At 62.0% G+C, this 16,853-nt stretch carries 16 protein-coding genes; 9 read left to right on the top strand and 7 right to left on the bottom strand.

The window, feature by feature from the left end:
- The first annotated feature begins 44 nt into the window (after positions 1-44).
- From C8264_RS02795 to C8264_RS02765, 7 genes are all read left to right on the top strand, one after another.
- A complete protein-coding gene (locus C8264_RS02795; RefSeq protein WP_205245600.1) occupies positions 45-1,001 on the top strand; it encodes a nucleoside hydrolase in 957 nt (318 codons plus the stop codon).
- 127 nt (positions 1,002-1,128) lie between these two features.
- On the top strand, positions 1,129-2,163 hold the full coding sequence (locus C8264_RS02790) for an ABC transporter substrate-binding protein (protein ID WP_108459398.1): 1,035 nt from the start codon (positions 1,129-1,131) through the stop codon (positions 2,161-2,163).
- Positions 2,164-2,347: 184 nt separating this feature from the next.
- Positions 2,348-3,172 (top strand): ABC transporter permease, encoded by an 825-nt coding sequence (locus C8264_RS02785; RefSeq protein WP_108459397.1) that lies wholly within the window; start codon positions 2,348-2,350, stop codon positions 3,170-3,172.
- Complete coding sequence (locus C8264_RS02780) at positions 3,172-3,960, top strand: ABC transporter permease (RefSeq protein ID WP_205245599.1); 789 nt, start codon at positions 3,172-3,174, stop codon at positions 3,958-3,960. The genes C8264_RS02785 and C8264_RS02780 overlap by 1 nt, the downstream gene beginning before the upstream one ends.
- A 7-nt stretch (positions 3,961-3,967) precedes the next feature.
- Positions 3,968-5,038, top strand: a complete 1,071-nt coding sequence (locus C8264_RS02775; protein WP_108459395.1) for an ABC transporter ATP-binding protein — start codon at positions 3,968-3,970, stop codon at positions 5,036-5,038.
- Positions 5,035-6,357 carry an amidohydrolase family protein gene (locus tag C8264_RS02770; RefSeq protein ID WP_245892907.1) on the top strand — a complete coding sequence of 441 codons (1,323 nt, stop codon included), beginning with the start codon at positions 5,035-5,037 and terminating at the stop codon, positions 6,355-6,357. Before C8264_RS02775 ends, C8264_RS02770 begins: the two co-directional genes overlap by 4 nt.
- Before the next feature lie 8 nt (positions 6,358-6,365).
- Positions 6,366-7,262, top strand: a complete 897-nt coding sequence (locus C8264_RS02765; protein ID WP_108459393.1) for a nucleoside hydrolase — start codon at positions 6,366-6,368, stop codon at positions 7,260-7,262.
- Positions 7,263-7,297: 35 nt separating this feature from the next.
- On the opposite strand, the gene C8264_RS02760 is transcribed toward C8264_RS02765, so the two are convergent.
- Positions 7,298-8,464, bottom strand: coding sequence for a M20 aminoacylase family protein (locus tag C8264_RS02760; RefSeq protein ID WP_108459392.1), 1,167 nt, complete (start codon positions 8,462-8,464; stop codon positions 7,298-7,300).
- Positions 8,465-8,540: 76 nt separating this feature from the next.
- On the opposite strand from C8264_RS02760, the gene C8264_RS02755 reads away from it, so the two are divergent.
- Positions 8,541-9,227 (top strand): phosphoribosyltransferase, encoded by a 687-nt coding sequence (locus C8264_RS02755; protein ID WP_108459391.1) that lies wholly within the window; start codon positions 8,541-8,543, stop codon positions 9,225-9,227.
- Here the strand turns inward: C8264_RS02755 and C8264_RS02750 are convergent.
- From C8264_RS02750 to C8264_RS02740, 3 genes are read right to left on the bottom strand one after another with little or no spacing between them, the layout of a single operon-like run.
- Positions 9,219-10,187 carry an ABC transporter permease gene (locus tag C8264_RS02750; RefSeq protein ID WP_108459390.1) on the bottom strand — a complete coding sequence of 323 codons (969 nt, stop codon included), beginning with the start codon at positions 10,185-10,187 and terminating at the stop codon, positions 9,219-9,221. The two genes, C8264_RS02755 and C8264_RS02750, sit on opposite strands and share 9 nt — an antisense overlap.
- Positions 10,188-11,699 (bottom strand): sugar ABC transporter ATP-binding protein, encoded by a 1,512-nt coding sequence (locus C8264_RS02745; protein ID WP_108459389.1) that lies wholly within the window; start codon positions 11,697-11,699, stop codon positions 10,188-10,190. It lies immediately after the preceding gene.
- 38 nt (positions 11,700-11,737) lie between these two features.
- On the bottom strand, positions 11,738-12,679 hold the full coding sequence (locus C8264_RS02740; RefSeq protein ID WP_205245598.1) for a substrate-binding domain-containing protein: 942 nt from the start codon (positions 12,677-12,679) through the stop codon (positions 11,738-11,740).
- 115 nt (positions 12,680-12,794) lie between these two features.
- On the opposite strand from C8264_RS02740, the gene C8264_RS02735 reads away from it, so the two are divergent.
- Positions 12,795-14,240 (top strand): xylulokinase, encoded by a 1,446-nt coding sequence (locus tag C8264_RS02735; RefSeq protein WP_108459388.1) that lies wholly within the window; start codon positions 12,795-12,797, stop codon positions 14,238-14,240.
- A 15-nt stretch (positions 14,241-14,255) separates the two neighbouring features.
- On the opposite strand, the gene C8264_RS02730 is transcribed toward C8264_RS02735, so the two are convergent.
- Genes C8264_RS02730 through C8264_RS02720 form a run of 3 tightly spaced genes read right to left on the bottom strand, consistent with a single transcriptional unit; the run spans position 14,256 to position 16,775 of the window.
- The gene (locus tag C8264_RS02730; RefSeq protein ID WP_108459387.1) at positions 14,256-14,372 is read right to left on the bottom strand and encodes a DUF2474 domain-containing protein; all 117 of its coding nucleotides are present in this window, start codon (positions 14,370-14,372) and stop codon (positions 14,256-14,258) included.
- Positions 14,369-15,373, bottom strand: coding sequence for a cytochrome d ubiquinol oxidase subunit II (gene cydB, locus C8264_RS02725; protein ID WP_108459386.1), 1,005 nt, complete (start codon positions 15,371-15,373; stop codon positions 14,369-14,371). The genes C8264_RS02730 and cydB overlap by 4 nt, the downstream gene beginning before the upstream one ends.
- The gene (locus tag C8264_RS02720) at positions 15,363-16,775 is read right to left on the bottom strand and encodes a cytochrome ubiquinol oxidase subunit I (protein WP_245892906.1); all 1,413 of its coding nucleotides are present in this window, start codon (positions 16,773-16,775) and stop codon (positions 15,363-15,365) included. The genes cydB and C8264_RS02720 overlap by 11 nt, the downstream gene beginning before the upstream one ends.
- Positions 16,776-16,853 lie beyond the last annotated feature (78 nt).

Here is a 16,853-nt window from a genome sequence, read left to right as displayed (position 1 = left end):
ACTCCACGACCGACGCGGTCGAACAAGAAAGAAAGGTCGCGGCATTGGCGAACAACCGTCTTATTCTGGATACCGATGGCGGCGTTGACGACGCCCAGGCCCTGCTGATGCTGATCGCCAATGGCCGCACGCCGGAAGCGATCACCACCGTCTTCGGCAATGTGGGCCTCGACGCCGCAACACGGAACATCCTCTCGACGCTTGCCGTTGCCGGTGCGGATGTTCCCGTGCACATGGGGGCCGACCGGCCGCTAACGCAGAAGATCATCGACGCGAAATATATCCATGGCGAAGATGGCCTGGGTGGCGCGCCGCGCCCGCTCCATAATGCCGCTACGGCCAGCGAGGACGCCATCGGTTTCCTGCGCCAGACCTTCCGCGAGGCGGGTGGCCGAGGCGAAAAGATCGATTTCCTGATGATCGGGCCTCTAACGAACCTGGCGCTGGCACTTCGGCTTGAGCCATCCATCATCAACGGCATTGGCCAGCTGACCATTATGGGCGCAACGGTTTACGGCCGTGGCAACACCACTCCGGCAGCCGAGTTCAACATCTATGCCGATCCCGAAGCGGCTTCGATCGTGTTCTCTGCTGATATCGAGATCGTCGTGGTTCCGTGGGAGCCCTGCGTTACCCACAACATGAGCGGCGCGGAAGTTGATACCGCGTTCAAGGACCTGCCGGCCGGGCCCGAGAAGGCCTTTTCTGAAGCGCTGGCCGATCATGCGCGCAGGACAAACGAGGGCTATGGCGGGGGCGACGTGTTCCGTTTCGTCGATCCGCTTGCAGCAGCAGTCGTCATCGATCCGAGCATCGTCACCAAATCCTTGCGCGCTTCGATGGACGTGGCGCTCGCGCCCGGCATCACCCGCGGCATGACCGTGGTTGACCCCTCCGGCCGCCTTGGTACACCCATGATCACGATTATCGAAGAGGCCAAGGTGGAGCGGCTGGTGGAGATGTACCAGGCCTCGATCGCCTACGTGCCAGCCGGCCACTGAATCAGGGGCAAAGCTCAAAGTTTGAGCTTGCGCCGGACGCGGCGCAAAAATAGGCTTCCTCTCAAGGGAGGCTGTCTAATCAGCATCGGCCAGGCGACGGCCTCCGATGCACAGGGAAGCCAAATAAATGTCAAAGCAAACTTTGTCGGCGCTTGCGATTTCGGCTGTTGCGCTGCTGTCCGCCGCGCCCACCATGGCGCAGGACAAAACGCTGACGATCTCGTGGTGGGGATTCAACGGCGACAAGATGGAAGCCATCATCCTGACCCCGTTCCGCGAGCAGTGTGGCTGCGAGCTGATCTTCGAGACCGGCAACGCTGGCGAACGCCTTAACAAGCTGCAGGTCCGCAACGGCCAGGGCGTGGACGTTATCTATCTGTCCGACAGCTTCAGCCAGACCGGTATCGAAGCCGGCCTGTTCCAGAAAATCGATCCTGCAAAGTTGCCCAACCTGGCGGGCATCTATGAATTGGCCCAGGACCCGCAGGGCGGCTATGGCCCGGCTTACACTATCGGCCGCGTTGGCATCGTTTATGACAGTGCCAGCGTAGAAACGCCTATCACGTCATGGGACGACCTCTGGCGCGAAGACATGGCGGCATCGCTGTCCCTGCCCAATATCACCACGACAGCTGGCCCGATGACCGTCATCAAGGCTGGCGATCACGCAGGCGTGGACGCGTACGAAAACGCTGACGCCGCTTTTGCAGCACTCGAAGAACTCAAGCCAAACGTGGTCAAGAACTACAATACCGGCTCCGAGATGATCAATCTGTTCTCGACCGGCGAGATCAAGGCCGCAATCGCCCAGGACTTTACCCTGGGGCAGATTCAGTCCGCCATGCCGACAGCAGAATGGGCCGAGCTTGAAGAGGGCGCCATCGCCACGCTGAACACGGTCAACATTCCCACCGGCGCTGCCAATGTCGATCTCGCGCATGAGTTCATCAACTTCATCCTGTCCCCGGAAATCCAGCAGGAACTGGCAGAGCAGGGCGTCGATGCTCCCGTTGCCACCGCCGTCGAGCTGGAGCCGGAACAGGCTGCACTCTGGACCTATGGCGCCGACACCATCGCCGGCCTGCAGCGGATCGACTACGTCAAGATGAACGCGGCCAAGCCGGGTTGGATCGAGCGCTGGAACGAACTGTTCGGCATGTAATCGACGGGCGCGGGTTTCTGCCCGCGCTCAATTTACCGGTGACTGCCGGACACTATGACGATAACGGAGTCATTCTCGCGAAACCGGGAACCTCCGTTGCTGCTCTATCCCACCGCAGATTCCCGCTTTTGCGGGAATGAAGCGGTGGGCAAGACGGCAAGCTGCCAAGAAGGCCAAGACCTAAATGAAACGCTTTTCAGGCTGGACTCTGGCCTCTCCCGCGACATTGCTTGTCGTGATTTTCCTCGTCTTGCCCGTTCTGGCGACCATCGCCACGACGTTCATGACGCCGGCTGGGCCATTTGCCACCTACACCAGTTTCTTCGGCAGCGGCTTCCGCCGCACCGTGCTTTGGCGCACCATCCAGATCTCGGCGATCACGACGATCATCTCGCTCGTCATCGGCTTCATCACCGCCTTTGTGGTGTCGCGCGCGCCAGGATGGCTCAAGTCGATCCTGATCATCGCAGCGGTATTTCCGCTGCTGACGGGCGTGGTGGTCCGCTCGTTTGCCTGGCTCATCATTCTGGGCAAGAACGGCATCCTCAATTCAACGCTGCTTTCGCTTGGGCTGATCAGCGAGCCAGCCACCATGCTCTACACGCAAGGGGCGGTGATCGTGGCCATGGTCTATCTGTTCGTGCCGCTGATGATCCTGACGCTGGCTGGCGTGCTCGAATCTATCCCCGACGACCTCATCCAGGCATCGGCCTCGCTGGGTGCCAGGCCCGTTGCCACTTTCATGCAAGTGATTTTTCCCCTTGCAGTGCCGGGTTTGATCGTCGGCGCCGTTCTCGTCTTCACCGGTAGCTTCACGGCCTATGCCACGCCGCAACTACTCGGCGGTGAAGCGCAGATGGTGATGGGTACGCTTATGTACCAGCAGGCCATGGTGACCTTTGACTGGGTCAGCGCATCGACAATCGCGGCAATCATGGTGGTGATCACCATAGCCGTCGTGCTGTTGATGACCCGCATTGCCCGCCGCCTCAACCCAATGGCCGTCTGATGACCAACAAACTGCATCCCGCGCTGATCGCCTTCACGGTCCTGGTATTCTTTTTCCTGGTCGGGCCGTTGGTCATCGTGATCGGCTCGGCGCTGAGCGACACGACCTATCTTACCTTTCCGCCACAGGGATTATCCCTGCGCTGGTTCGAGAACATCTTCCAGATTTCGGCCTTCCGCCGCACCATCATCACCAGCCTGCAGATCGCTTTTCTATCGACATTTATCGCCCTGCTGATTGGCATCCCGGCGGCCTATGCGCTCAATCGCTATCGCATCCAACTGCCCGGGTGGCTTTCCACGCTGTTCATCCTGCCCGTTCTGGTCCCCGAACTGGTGCTTGGCTTCTCCATCCTCAAGAACGTCGCCGCCCAGTTCTCCGCGCCTATCTTCCTGTCGCTGGTGATCGGCCATAGCCTGCTGGTGCTACCCTATGTGGTGCGGGTGATCAGTGCCTCCCTGGCATCGTTCGACTTTTCCATCGAGGAAGCCGCGATCAGCCTCGGATCGCCACCGCTCAAGACGTTTTTCACCATCCTGCTGCCCAATGTCCGTTCGGGCGTGATCGCGGCGTTCATCCTGAGTTTCATCACCTCGATCAATGACGTTTCGATCTCGATCTTCATGACCGGACCGGGCATTTCCACCCTCCCGATTCAAATTCTGGCCCATATGGAGCAGTTCTTCGACCCCACCGTCGCCTCGGTTTCAGTGCTGCTCATGGCGCTGACCGTTGCCGTCATGGCGGTGGTCGAGCGCACCCTGGGTCTGACCTTCCTTGCCAAGTGAGCCAGCCGTGACCCAAAACCTTTCGATCCAGAACATCACGGCGCATTACGGCACCACCAAAGTGCTCGAAGATCTGTCGCTCGACATTGCCGAGGGCGAACTGGTGTCGCTGCTCGGCGCCTCCGGCTGCGGCAAGACGACGACGCTCCGCCTCGTGGCAGGCTTTCTTGAGCCGACCTCCGGCACGATCGAGCTTGGCGGCAAGGACCTGACCCGATTGCCAGCGCATCAGCGCAATATAGGCCTGGTGTTCCAGAACTATGCGCTGTTCCCGCATTTGTCGGTGGCCGACAATGTCGGGTTCGGCCTCAAGCAGCGCGGCATTTCAGGCGAGGACAAGGCCAAGCGGGTAGGGGCAATGCTCGAGCGTGTGGGGCTTGCGCACCTTGCCGACCGGCTGCCGGGCGCTTTGTCCGGCGGCCAGAAGCAACGTGTCGCCCTTGCGCGGGCGCTCGTGATCGAGCCGCCGCTGTTGATGTTCGATGAGCCTCTCTCAAACCTCGACGCCAAACTACGCGTCGACATGCGGGTCGAAATCCGCCAGTTGCAGCGCGCCAATGGCACAACCTCCGTTTACGTGACGCACGATCAGGAAGAAGCCTTTTCCATTTCCGACCGCGTGGCCATTATGCATGCTGGCAGGATAATGCAGCTGGATACACCAGAGGTGCTTTACCAGCGGCCGGCCAACGCGTTCGTGGCGCGCTTTGTTGGGTTCGAGAACCTGATCCCCATGAAAGTGGTCGCCCGCGATGGCGCCAAGGTGACGGCGGAAATGGCCGGCGGAGTAAAGCTGACCCTGGGTCTGGAGCACTTCGGCGCCATTCCCGACAGTTTCATCCTGGCATGTCGTGCCGACGGGCTGGCGGTCACAGACAATGTCAATCTCGAAGGCATTCCCGCGACATTGGGCCTGCGCACCTATCTGGGGCGTGCGTACCAATATCAGTGCGAGACCGGGGCAGGGCTCCTGCTGGCTAACGGGCCACTGACCCGGCCGCTGGACATCGGCGCCAATGCCAAGCTTGTTCCGGTGCCCGAGCAATGCACCATCCTGGCGCCGGAAGCAGAGGCGTGATCCTTCTCACCAACGCCTGGGTGCTCACCCTCGACGACGCCATGACGGAGCACAATCCGGGGTGGGTGCAGATCGAGGGCACGACGATCCGTGCGATTGGATCAGGCGTTCCGCCAACCATCGCCGGTGCCGAGATCATCGACTGCGGCGGCGACATCGTCATGCCGGGCATGGTCAACACCCACTGCCACATGGGCATGTCGGTTTTCCGTGGCCTCGCCGAAGACGTGGACGACCGGCTTTATCGCTACATCCTGCCGCTTGAACGCAAATTTGTCTCGCCCGAAATGGTCAGGGCCGGCTCGGCGCTGTCGGCGCTGGAGATGATCCAGGGCGGCGTGACGACCGTCGCCGACATGTATTATTTCGAAGCCGAAGTCGGGCGCGTTGCGGCACAGGCCGGGTTGAGGGCAATCGTCGGCCAGACGCTGGCTGACTTTAACCCACCGGATCACAAGGACTTCGATCAAGGTTTTAATCTTGTAGATGAACTTGTCGACGAATTCGCAGACCATCCGCTGGTGACGCCGTCGATCGCGCCACATGCACCCTATTCGACCGGCCTCCAGGTCATGGAACGCGTGGCGCGATGGTCGAACGATCATCCCGGCGTGCCGGTGCAGATGCATCTGGCCGAAAGCACGCTGGAAGTGAATTGGGCCCGGGACACGCATGGCAAATCCACCGTGGCGGTCACGCGTGACGCGGGCCTGCTCAAGCCAAATCTGATCTGCGCCCATTGCCTGCAACTGGATAATGCCGACATCACGATGATGTCCGAGCATCAGGTGTGCGTTGCCACCAATCCGCGCTCCAACGGCAAGGCGGGCAGGGGCATCGCGCCGGTCGAGCGCCTGCGCAATGCCGGGCTGCCGGTCGGCATCGGCAGCGATGGCGCCATGAGCGGCAATACGGTGGACCTCTTCAGCCAATTCGCGCCCGTGTCGATGTTCGCCAAATTGCTGGCGGGGAACCGGCAGCCTTTGTCCGCGCGGGATGTGGTGCGCATGGCCACGATCGAAGGCGCACGAGTATTGAGCCTCAATCTCAAGACCGGATCGCTCGAACCGGGCAAGCAGGCGGACGTGATCCGGATCGCGCTGAGCGCGCCGCGCCTGCATCCCATCTACGATCCCTATGCCATGCTGGTTTTCGCCTGCATGCCCAGTGACGTGCGCGACAGCATGGTCGCCGGCAAGTGGCTGATGCGCGACCGGCAGGTGCAGACCCTTGACGCCGACAAAGCGCTGCGGGACGCCATCCAGATCGCCAATCAGTTCAAGGCGGAAATCCGGCAGATCGACGCCGGTGCGGCGTGACCGGGCAAATGGTCATCATCGACACCGATCCGGGGCTGGACGACGCTGTGGCGGTCCTCTTCGCGCTGCAGTCCGGGCGGTTCGAGGTGTTGGGGCTTACGACGGTGGCCGGGAACCTTGGCATCGACGTGACCACCCGCAATGCAGGGCGGCTGCTGGCCCTGCTGGACCGCGGCGACATTCCGGCGATAGCGGGCGCGGGCGCCCCCTTGGCAAGGCCGGGCATCGATGAAGCGGATATCCATGGAGATGACGGGCTTGGCGGCGTCCTGCTGCCGGAGGGGGCTCCGCCATTCCCCGGCTTTGCGCCGTCCTGGATCGCCGACCGGCTGCGCGAGGCTCCGGCGGGCAGCATCGATATCCTGGCACTAGGGCCGCTGACCAATATCGCCCTGATGCTGCGCGATCATGCCGACGCCGCAGCGCGGATCGGGCGGCTGATCGTGATGGGCGGCGTTGTGCGGGACAAGGGCAATGCCGGGCCGCACTCCGAATTCAATTTCGCCTGCGATCCGGAGGCTACGGCCATGGTGCTGGCGGCGGGACTGGATGTGACCATCGTGCCGCTCGACGTGACCCGCAAGGTGCGGGCAGACAGGGAGTATCTGGCTGCGCTGAACGGGAAATCCACTGCCGCAACGGCGGCCGCCGAGCTGATCGCCGCCTATTTCAAGGATGGCCGGGAAAGCCGGCCGCTGCATGATCCATGTGTCATGCTCTATGCCGTCGCGCCAGAGCTTTTTAACACGACAAAACAAAGCTTTAGCGTTGATATTTCACACGGCGCAGATGCTGGGGCTGTGCTTCCGAATGCGGGCGGATTTCCCGTTTCGGTTCTCATGGACGTCGACGCTACGGGCGCGCTTGATCTGCTGGGGCAGGGGCTCTCCACCTCCCACCCTTGATCCCTCCCCACAACGGAGTGAGGCCTCCCTGCCTCCTAACGCAGTTCCTGCTCGACCAGGGCCGTCCAAAAGCGCGCGCCGGTGATAATTGCCTCGTCATTGAAGTCGTAGCGGCTGTTGTGATGCAGCGCGCCATCCACGGCAGGGCCATTGCCCAGCCACACATAGGCGCCCGCAGCTTCAGCGCCAAAAAACGCGAAATCATCGCCGGCCGTTGATGGTGGAAAGTCAACGACGACAGGTCGGCCGGTTACCGCCTGGGCAGCAGAGAGCGCGGCCTGAGTTGCGGTGACATCGTTGACCACCGGCGGAATGCGCCGCTTGAAGCGATAGTCGGCTTCGATTCCGAACGTTGCAGCTATGCCCCGCGCGACCACACCGATCTCATCCTCCAACTGATCCCGCACAGCGGGCGTATAGGCGCGAGCAGTGCCCCCAATCCGCACCTCATCCGGGATCACGTTCAGCGCGTTGAAATCTCCCGCACTCAGCGCACAAGCGCTCACGACGGCTGGCTGCAGCGGATCGACGCGCCGGGCCACGATGGTGTGGATCGCCGCAAGAAAGTGCCCGGCCGCAGTGACCGCATCGCGGCCCAGATGCGGCTTGGCGCCATGCGTGCCGACACCACGAAAGATCACCTCCCAGCTATCGGAGGAAGCCAGCTGCGGTCCGGCCACGACAGCCATCTCGTCGGGCGCAAGCCCGGGCATGTTGTGCAGGCCATAGACAGCATCCATCGGAAACAGCGTGAACAAGCCATCATCCACCATGGCTTTGGCACCGCCTCGACCTTCTTCGGCCGGTTGAAAAATGAAGTGCACAGTGCCCGAGAAATCGCGCGTGCGTGCCAGGTGGCGCGCAGCCGCGAGGAGCATAACCGTATGACCGTCATGGCCGCAGGCATGCATGGTGTTGGAGGCCTGGGATTTGTACGGTCGCTCCGCGAGTTCCGGCATGGCCAGAGCATCCATGTCGGCACGCAGGCCAATGGAGCGCGTTCCGTCGCCGACCCTCAGCGTGCCGACGACGCCGGTCTTGCCGAGCCCACGATGAATTTCGATGCCTGCTTCGCTGAGCCATTGCGCAACAAGCCCGCTGGTGCGCACTTCCTCAAAGCCAAGCTCCGGGTGGGCGTGCAGGTCGCGGCGCAACGCGATCATTGCATCGAGTTCAAAAGGATCGTTGCTGAGCGATTGCATCACGTGCCAAGTTCTTGAAAACAATGGCGCCAACATCGGCCAATGGCCCCCGCGCAGCAAGCGAAAGTTCTGCCTCTTGATCCTTCAACCACACCATTTCTGGCAGGAAATCGTGCCCGCCGGCACATCTGGCACGTCCATCGAGACAGTGTTCACCGATAGCTACCCCGCGCAATTTCGTGACGGGCGCCAACTGCTTCTGCCGATTCGCGTGCTGCCGGGTGATGGCACGAAAGCGGTTGCGTCGTTGATCATCAACCAGGCCAGCTTCGCCGTGGAGGACGCACTAGCCGAGGCGCTGACGCATGAGATTCTGCCCTTTGCAGCGGACGTGGTGATCGGCGTGCCGACCCTGGGCCTGCCGCTGGCCGCCAATGTCGCCCGGCGCCTCGGCCATGGCCGGATGGTCGCCTTGGGAACCTCGCGCAAATTCTGGTATCAGGACGAGCTGTCCGAGCCCATGAGTTCCATCACCAGCCCGGCTCACGCCAAATCGATCTTCATCGATCCCCGCATGCTGCCGCTGCTGGAAGGCAAGCGTGTCGCCTTGATCGACGATGTTATCAGCTCGGGTTCGTCGCTGGCTGCCGTGCTGCGGCTGCTGGACAAAGCCGGCGTCGAGCCCGTGGTCATCGGCGCCGCAATGCTGCAAAGCACACGCTGGCACGAGCCGCTTTCCCCTTGGCGGGAGCGTATCGTGGCGGCAATCCGATCGCCAATGTTGGAACGAACGGCTGAGGGCGGCTGGCGCCCGCTAGCGTGAGCGCAGGCCCTTGGTCAGCGAACTGGTCGATACGGCGAGAATGATGATGCCACCGACCAGGATCTGCCGGATATAGCTATCGACGCTCAGCTGGGTCAGGCCATTGTCGAGCACACCGAGCACCAGCACGCCCAGGATTGTATAGAGCAGGCGCGGTTCGCCGTGTTCGCTGAGTGTCGAGCCCAGGAACACCGCCGCAATGGCGTTCAGCATGAGCCCGCTGCCTTGCGTAGGGTTCGCGGATGCCACGCGGCTGGCATACATGATCCCGGCCAATGCGGCTGTGCCGCCGGTGAGCGCGAAGGCGATCAGCTTGAGCTTGCGCACCGCAACGCCGCTGAGGTGCGCCGCCTCGATATTGCCGCCAATGGCGTAGAGGCGCCGCCCGAACGTGGTTTGTTCCAACAGCACCCAAACCAGCACGACCACAACGAGAGCCACCACGGTCAGGTTTGGCAGGCTCACTGCGACACCGCCCCATTCGCCCAACGGAATGCCGCCGCGCGCGAAATTGCCGAATTCTTCAGGAATGGCTCGGCCTGAAATCGTCTTGCCGCCGCTGACGACGAAGGCTGCGCCCGAGAGCATGGTGAGGGTGGCGAGCGTTGCCACAAATGGCAGGATGCCCACATAGGCGATCAGCGCACCATTGATCGCGCCGCCAGCCAGCCCCAGCAGGAGAGCCAGCGAAATGGCCACCCATATGGGGTAATCCAGCGTGAGCAGCACGGCGGCCACAATGCCCGCCAGGCTCGCCATCGAGCCCACCGACAAATCGAAATCGCCCATCACCATGACGATGGTCATGCCGGCGGCGACGACGATCAGCATGGACATCTGCTGGGAAATGTTGAGCCAGTTACGGGCTGTCATGAAGGTTTCAGGCAGGCTGATCCAGAAGAAAAGCAGGATCGCAGCAAAGCCGATCAGGGTGCCGTAGCGTCGCAGAAGTGTTAGCATTCAGTTACCCGCGACGCGGCCATAAGTTAGATTGAGAAGGCGATCTTCGGTGAGACCGGCGGCGGGAACGATATCGGCGATGGCGCCATCGCGCATTACCGCAATGCGGTCAGCCATGCCGAGCAGTTCGGGCAGATCGGAAGAGACCAGGATCACCGCCATGCCCTGGGCGGTCATATCGCGGATGATCGAATAAATGTCGAACTTGGCGCCGACATCGACGCCGCGCGTCGGCTCATCGAGCAGCAGGAGGCGCGGCTTGCCGGCGAGCGCCTTGGCAAAGACCACCTTTTGCTGATTGCCGCCGCTGAGTTCGCGAACGCGCTGATTGGCGCTTGAGGCCTTGAGCCGCACCAGTCTGCCTTGCGCTTCCGCCAATTGCTTCTCACGGCGCGGCCGGAGCATGGTTCTCCAGCGGCTTTGGCTCGCCAGATGGGGCAGGGTGGTGTTCTCGAAAATCGGCCGCGAGACGATGAGCCCCTCGGAGCGCCGTTCGCGCGGGATGTAGCCGATGCCGGCACGCCAGGCGTCCGCCGGACTGCGTGGGCGGTAAGACTTGCCGCCCAGCATCATCGGCTTGGCGCTCGGCAAATCACCGAAGATCGTACGCAGGAGATTGCGTTGTCCGGCATTGGCAATGCCGGCGATCCCAAGCACCTCACCAGCGTGCACGTCCAGGGAAATAGGCTGGCCATCCCGGATGGGAATGTCCCTGGCGGACAGAACAGTTTCATCGCGCGGAACCGCCTGCGCCGGTGGGTAGGCTTCTTCCACCCGGCGGCCGATCATCAGCGCCACCAGATCGTCGTGGGTGATATCAGCTATGCGGCCCGTATCGACGCTGCGGCCGTCGCGCATCACCGTTGCCATGTCACAGATGTCCATGACCTCGTCGAGCCGATGCGACACATAAAGCACCGAAGCCCCGTTGGCCCGAAGCTCCCGCAATACGGTGAACAGGCGCTCGGACTCCGAGCGGGTAAGCGCTGCGGTCGGTTCATCGAGAACATAGAGGCGGGCAGGGCCCCCTTCCTCGCCGATGAAGGCGCTCGAAATACGCACCAGCATCTGGTCACCCAAGCTCAGGCTGCCAAGAGCCTGGGCCGGGTTGATGTGGGAAATGCCGAGCTTTTCAAGGGTTTCGCGAGCGGCTTCGTTCAGCTTCCGCCAATCCACAAACATGCCGCCGCGCATAGGGTAGCGGCGGCCCATGAAGATATTCTCGGCGACGGAAAGCGCCGGAACCACATTGAATTCCTGATGGATGAAGCGGAAGCCCAACCGGTGTGCCCGGCGCGGGCTGCCGATCTCGACGCGCCTGCCTTCGGTGCTGATTTCCGCCGTATCTGGCGCAACGACACCAGCCAGTATCTTGATGAGGGTGGATTTGCCCGCACCATTCTCACCCATGAGCGCGTGGATCTCTCCAGCGGCGACGGAAAGGTCCACGCCCCGGAGCGCAGGAACGCTGCCATAGGCCTTGGTCACGTTTTTAAGGGAAAGAAAGGTCATGATAGTCCTGCCGGCGGGCAAACCCGCCGGCGAAAGATTTATTCCTCGTCCGCGTTGGCGGCGGTGATCAGCTGGGTGGGCACATAGACCACGCCTTGCTTGATTTCTTCTCCGGCCAGGATGCGCGTGACAACATCGGCGGCAGTGGTGCCGATGCCCTTGAAATCCTGCGCCACTGTAGCCTCGAAATTGCCGCCGGCAGCGATGGCTTCGCGGGCCTGTGGGTTGGCGTCGATGCCGGTGATGACAATGCCTTCACTCTCGCGACCGGCGGCTTCGATGGCCTGCAGTGCGCCGAGTGCCGGCTGATCCCATGCAGCCCAAACGGCCTTGATGCTGCCGGGCTCCGGATTGGCCGCAAGAATCGCTTCCATCTTGGCGCGCGAGTCAGCGATACCGCCGTCCGATACGTCGGGCGTCACGCGGTCGAGAATATTGATGTCGGGGAAATTGCCGAAAACGGCCTCAGCCACCACGCCGCGGACTTGCACGGGCGGAAACGCCTCAAACAAGAACATCACCACATTACCTTCGCCGTCGATGCGGTCGGCAACATAGGTCGCTGTTTCCGCAGCCATGGCATAGCCATTCGAGGTCACGTTGGTGACCAGCAGAGGATCGCTGCCGGCATCCATGCCGACAACTGGAATGCCTGCGTCTGCCGCCACCTGCAAGCCAGCGGTCACCTGGGTCGGATCGACATTGAGGACAATCGCATCGACGTTCTGGATGACCATGTCTTCGATGCGGCTGATGACGGCGGCAACGTCACCGGCTGTGTCGATGACATTCACCTCCCAGTCCTTGCCCTCCGCCGCGGCCTCGAAGGCTTCCACATAGAACTGCGTGCCGGGCTGCGCGAGATAGGGCGTGATCACGGCAATCTTGGACTGCGCCAAGGCAGCTTGCGCGGTAAAGCTGGCGGCAACAAGCGCGGTGCCGGAAAGAAGGGCCCGCAGGGCCCGGTTGTGCTGCATCATGTAAGTCATCCCTCACGCGACAGGCCGGGTGCAAAGCCTGCCAATAGTTTCTTTTTTCCCCACGGCACCATATGGGAGAGGGTGAGGATCGGCTAGAGATTTTGGGGGCAGGGGCGTGGCAAAGATCACCCTTATCGGCATCGATGTGGGAACCACGGCGACCAAGGCCGTGCTGATCGACGAGAATGGCGCACGGCTGGACAGCTTCTCCCATTCACACCCGACCAGCCGGCCCAAGCCCGGCCATGCGGAGCAGAACCCGCAGGACTGGATGGATGGCGTATTGGGTGCGCTGAGGCGCTTTTCCGATGCGCACGATCTGTCGGGCCTTGCTGCCATCGGCATATGCAGCCAGGTGAATACGCACGTGTTTGTCGATGCGGCGGGCAAGCCGCTGCTTCCGGCAATCACCTGGCAGGACGGACGGTCTGCATCAGATGCGGCGGCGCTTGAAGCGCTGACCAGTGCCGAACAGAAAACCGCCTGGTTCGGCGCGCCGATTCCGATCGACGCCAGCCATGCCTTGTCCCGCATGGCCCATGTCCGGCGTGTTCATCCCGAACTCTACAGCCAGACAGCCCATGTGCTGCTGCCCAAGGATTATTGCGTGTTGCAGCTGACCGGCGCGGTGCTCAGCGATCCCGTTGCGGCCGTCGGCCTCGTCAATGCCCATGGTTATGTCACCGAATTGCTCGACCTGGTGCCGGGCGCGGCGCAAAGACTGCCGCCGCTGGACGGCTTCACGGCAGTCGCCGGGCGAGTGCGGTCAGGGCTTCCATGCGCCGGAACGCCCGTGATCGTGGGCGCCATGGACGCGTGGAGCGGCATGTTCGGCGTTGGCGTGGTCGAAAATGGCGATGCCATGTATCTCAGCGGCACGAGCGAGGTTGCCGGCATTGTTTCGTCCACGATCGTGCCGGCGCCCGGCGTCATCGTCTTCCCGCCATATGAAGGCATTTCGATGCACGCTGCGCCTACGCAAGCGGGCGGCGCGTCCTTGAGCTGGTTCGCCGGAGTGCTCGGAAAATCGCCCGGCGACACCGCAGCGCTTGCCGCAGCGGCCACGGGTACAGTGCCATTCTTTCTGCCGCACCTGCAGGGTGAGCGGGCGCCATTCTGGGACAGCGCCTCGCGCGGCGTATTCGCCCGGCTCGATACCAGTGCTGGTGCCCCAGAAATGGCCTTGGCCGTTCTCGAAGGCGTGTCCTATTCGGTGCGGCTGGCATTCGACGCACTCAAGGTCTCCGCCGCGTGCGATCCGGAGGTCATCCATATCGGCGGAGGCGGCGCCGCATCGGATCTGTGGTGCCAGATCCGCGCCGATGTTCTTGGCAAAACGCTGCGCCGTTGCGCGGCACCGGAATCGGCGGCGCTAGGCGCGGCGATCCTGGCCGGCCGTTCGCAAAATATCGGCTCGTCCTTGTCCGCCAGCGTGCAGCAACTGGTGAAGTTCGACCGCAGCTTCGAGCCAAATCCCAGCAAAGCGGGATATCATGCCGAGCGGCTTGGCCAATATCTCGAGCTTTACCGAAGCATGCTTCGCTTCAACGCCGGGTTCTAAGTCCGCAGCAGAAACTCAATAGGGCGCCAGGAACAGCCGGATAACCAGCCCCAAAGCGGTGACGGCAGCTACGCCGCCGACCCACAGGGCGATGAACCAAAGCCAACGCTGAAGCGCGGGCTTCGGCTTCAATGGTAGCCTTCCTCGGGATCCATCTTGCCCCGGAAAACCCAATAGGCGTAGGCGGTATAGGCAAGGATGGTCGGGATCATCACCGCCGCGCCGACCAGGAGGAACATCAGCGAAGAATCCGGCGCCGCCGCTTCCTCGATGGTGAGGCTGCCCGGCACAATATAGGGATAAAAGCTGATGCCCAGTCCCACAAAGCTCAGGACGAACAGTCCCAATGCTGCAAGGAACGGCTGGAGGTGCTTGTCGGTGGTCAGGCCATGCCAGAGCGCAACGGCGCAGACCGCCAGGAGCAGCGGCACGAAGGCGGAGAAGAAGGCCGTGGGCCAGCTGAACCAGCGCTCGAAATAGACCTGGTTGATAAAGGGACTCCAGAGCGAAACCGCCCCGATCAGGCCCAGCATCAACACGCCCGTGATCATGGCAATCCGACGTGCCCGCTGCTGAATGTCACCCAATGTCTTGAGGTTGAGCCAGCAGGCGCCCAGCAGAGCGTAGCCGATAACGACGGCCACGCCGGTCAGGATCGAGAAGGGAGAGAGCCAGTCCCACCAGCCACCGACATATTGCCGATCGGCAATTTCGATGCCTTCGACAAGCGCGCCGAGGGCGATACCCTGCATGAAGCCGGCAAGAGTGGAGCCGATCCAGAAGCCATAGTCCCAGTAGTGGGAGGCGCGCTGCGTGCGCCAACGGAACTCGAAGGCCACCCCGCGGAAGATCAGCGCCAGGAGCATGACGATTATGGGCATGTAGAGCGCTGGCAGGACGGTAGCATAAACCACTGGAAACACTGCCATAAGTCCGCCGCCACCCAGCACCAGCCAGGTTTCGTTGCCGTCCCATACCGGCGCAATGGAGTTGGTCATCAGGTCCCGCTCATGCCGTTGCGGGAAGAACGGGAAGAGAATGCCGACGCCCAGATCGAACCCATCCAGCACCACATAGGCGAGGACGGCGAAGGCAATGATGGCGGCCCAGATGGTTGGAAGGTCAATTGCCACTGCTGTGTCCCTCCCGGATTGGCTCTTCCTGCGCGGGGCCGGGCGTGATGCCGGCGGCGCGATGCGGGCCCTTGTCGAGTTCGTGATCCTCTTCCATCACCGGCACGCGGCGCATCAGGCGGAGGAGGTAAAACACTCCGGCACCGAAAACCAGGAAGTAGACAATGATGAAGGCGACGAGTGACGCTCCCACTGCCGGCGCATCGACCGGCGAAAGACTGTCCGCCGTGCGCATCAATCCGTAGACGGTATAGGGTTGCCGCCCGACTTCGGTCGTGTACCAACCCGCCAGGACCGCCACAAAGCCCGAAGGTCCCATTACCAGCGCAGCTCGATGGAGCCAGGTGTTGGTGAACAGGTTCCGCCTCCAGCGGGCCCAGAGCGACCACAATCCGGTGGCGAACATCAATAGGCCCAGCCCCACCATAATGCGGAACGTGAAGAACGGAATGAGGGCAGGAGGCCTATCCTCACGCGCCCATTCCTTTAGGCCCCGGACCGTCCCATCAAGCTCGTGAGTGAGGATCAGCGAACCCAGCTTGGGTATCTCAATGGCGAAGTGGGTCTTCTCCGCCTCGTCGTCCGGAATACCGAAGATGATCAGGGGTGCGCCGTCCGTATGAGTCTCGTAGTGGCCCTCCATGGCGGCGATCTTGGCGGGCTGGTGTTCCAGCGTATTTATGCCATGCATGTCGCCGACGAGAATCTGCATCGGCGTGACGATTGCAGCCATCCACATGGCCATCGAAAACATGATCTGCGCCTGCCGGTTGCTACGGTCACGCAGGAGATGCCAGGCGCCGACCGCGCCCACCGCAAAGGCAGTGGTGAGAAACGCTGCCAATATGGTGTGGGTCATCCGATACGGAAACGACGGATTGAAGATGATGGCCCACCAGTCCTCAGGGAAAAAATTTCCATTGGCATCAATCCCGTAGCCGGCCGGCGTGTGCATCCAGGAATTGGCGGAGGTGATCCAGGTGGCCGAAATCAGCGTACCCACAGCCACGGCAGCCACCGCGAACATGTGAAGCCCGTCGCCGACCCGCTTGCGTCCGAAAAGCGCAATGCCCAGGAACCCGGCCTCAAGAAAGAACGCGGTGAGCACCTCATAGCCCATTAGCGGCCCGATCACCGCACCAGCCCGGTCCGAAAAAACCGACCAGTTGGTGCCGAACTGGTAGCTCATGACGATGCCGGAGACGACACCCATGCCAAAGGTAATGGCAAAAATGGTCTTCCAGTATTCGAAGAGCTTGAGATAGGCGACATCGCGCTTCCACAACCAAAGCGCATTCAGCACCGCCAGATAACTCGCCGTGCCGATGGAGAACGCAGGGAAGATGAAGTGGAACGAGATCGTAAAAGCAAACTGGATACGCGCCAGAATCTCAGCAGTCATCCCGAAGGTCATTGAGAGCCTCTGCGCAAGTGAGCCTGACGCAAATTATCGCACGGCCAGGCAGGGTTCAATGCGGCA

It is taken from the genome of Devosia naphthalenivorans (genome assembly GCF_003056355.1).
GTDB lineage: Bacteria > Pseudomonadota > Alphaproteobacteria > Rhizobiales > Devosiaceae > Devosia > Devosia naphthalenivorans.
This window is presented reverse-complemented; position numbering and strand designations above follow the sequence as displayed.

What these genes read in the sequence shown, in the direction of transcription:
- C8264_RS02785 (WP_108459397.1), top strand. Translation starts at nt 2,348, where the DNA reads ATGAAACGCTTTTCAGGCTGGACTCTGGCCTCTCCCGCGACATTGCTT.
- C8264_RS02750 (WP_108459390.1), bottom strand. Translation starts at nt 10,187, where the DNA reads ATGCTAACACTTCTGCGACGCTACGGCACCCTGATCGGCTTTGCTGCG.
- C8264_RS02780 (WP_205245599.1), top strand. Translation starts at nt 3,172, where the DNA reads ATGACCAACAAACTGCATCCCGCGCTGATCGCCTTCACGGTCCTGGTA.
- C8264_RS02720 (WP_245892906.1), bottom strand. Translation starts at nt 16,775, where the DNA reads ATGACTGCTGAGATTCTGGCGCGTATCCAGTTTGCTTTTACGATCTCG.
- C8264_RS02740 (WP_205245598.1), bottom strand. Translation starts at nt 12,679, where the DNA reads ATGATGCAGCACAACCGGGCCCTGCGGGCCCTTCTTTCCGGCACCGCG.
- C8264_RS02790 (WP_108459398.1), top strand. Translation starts at nt 1,129, where the DNA reads ATGTCAAAGCAAACTTTGTCGGCGCTTGCGATTTCGGCTGTTGCGCTG.
- C8264_RS02765 (WP_108459393.1), top strand. Translation starts at nt 6,366, where the DNA reads ATGGTCATCATCGACACCGATCCGGGGCTGGACGACGCTGTGGCGGTC.
- C8264_RS02760 (WP_108459392.1), bottom strand. Translation starts at nt 8,464, where the DNA reads ATGCAATCGCTCAGCAACGATCCTTTTGAACTCGATGCAATGATCGCG.
- C8264_RS02745 (WP_108459389.1), bottom strand. Translation starts at nt 11,699, where the DNA reads ATGACCTTTCTTTCCCTTAAAAACGTGACCAAGGCCTATGGCAGCGTT.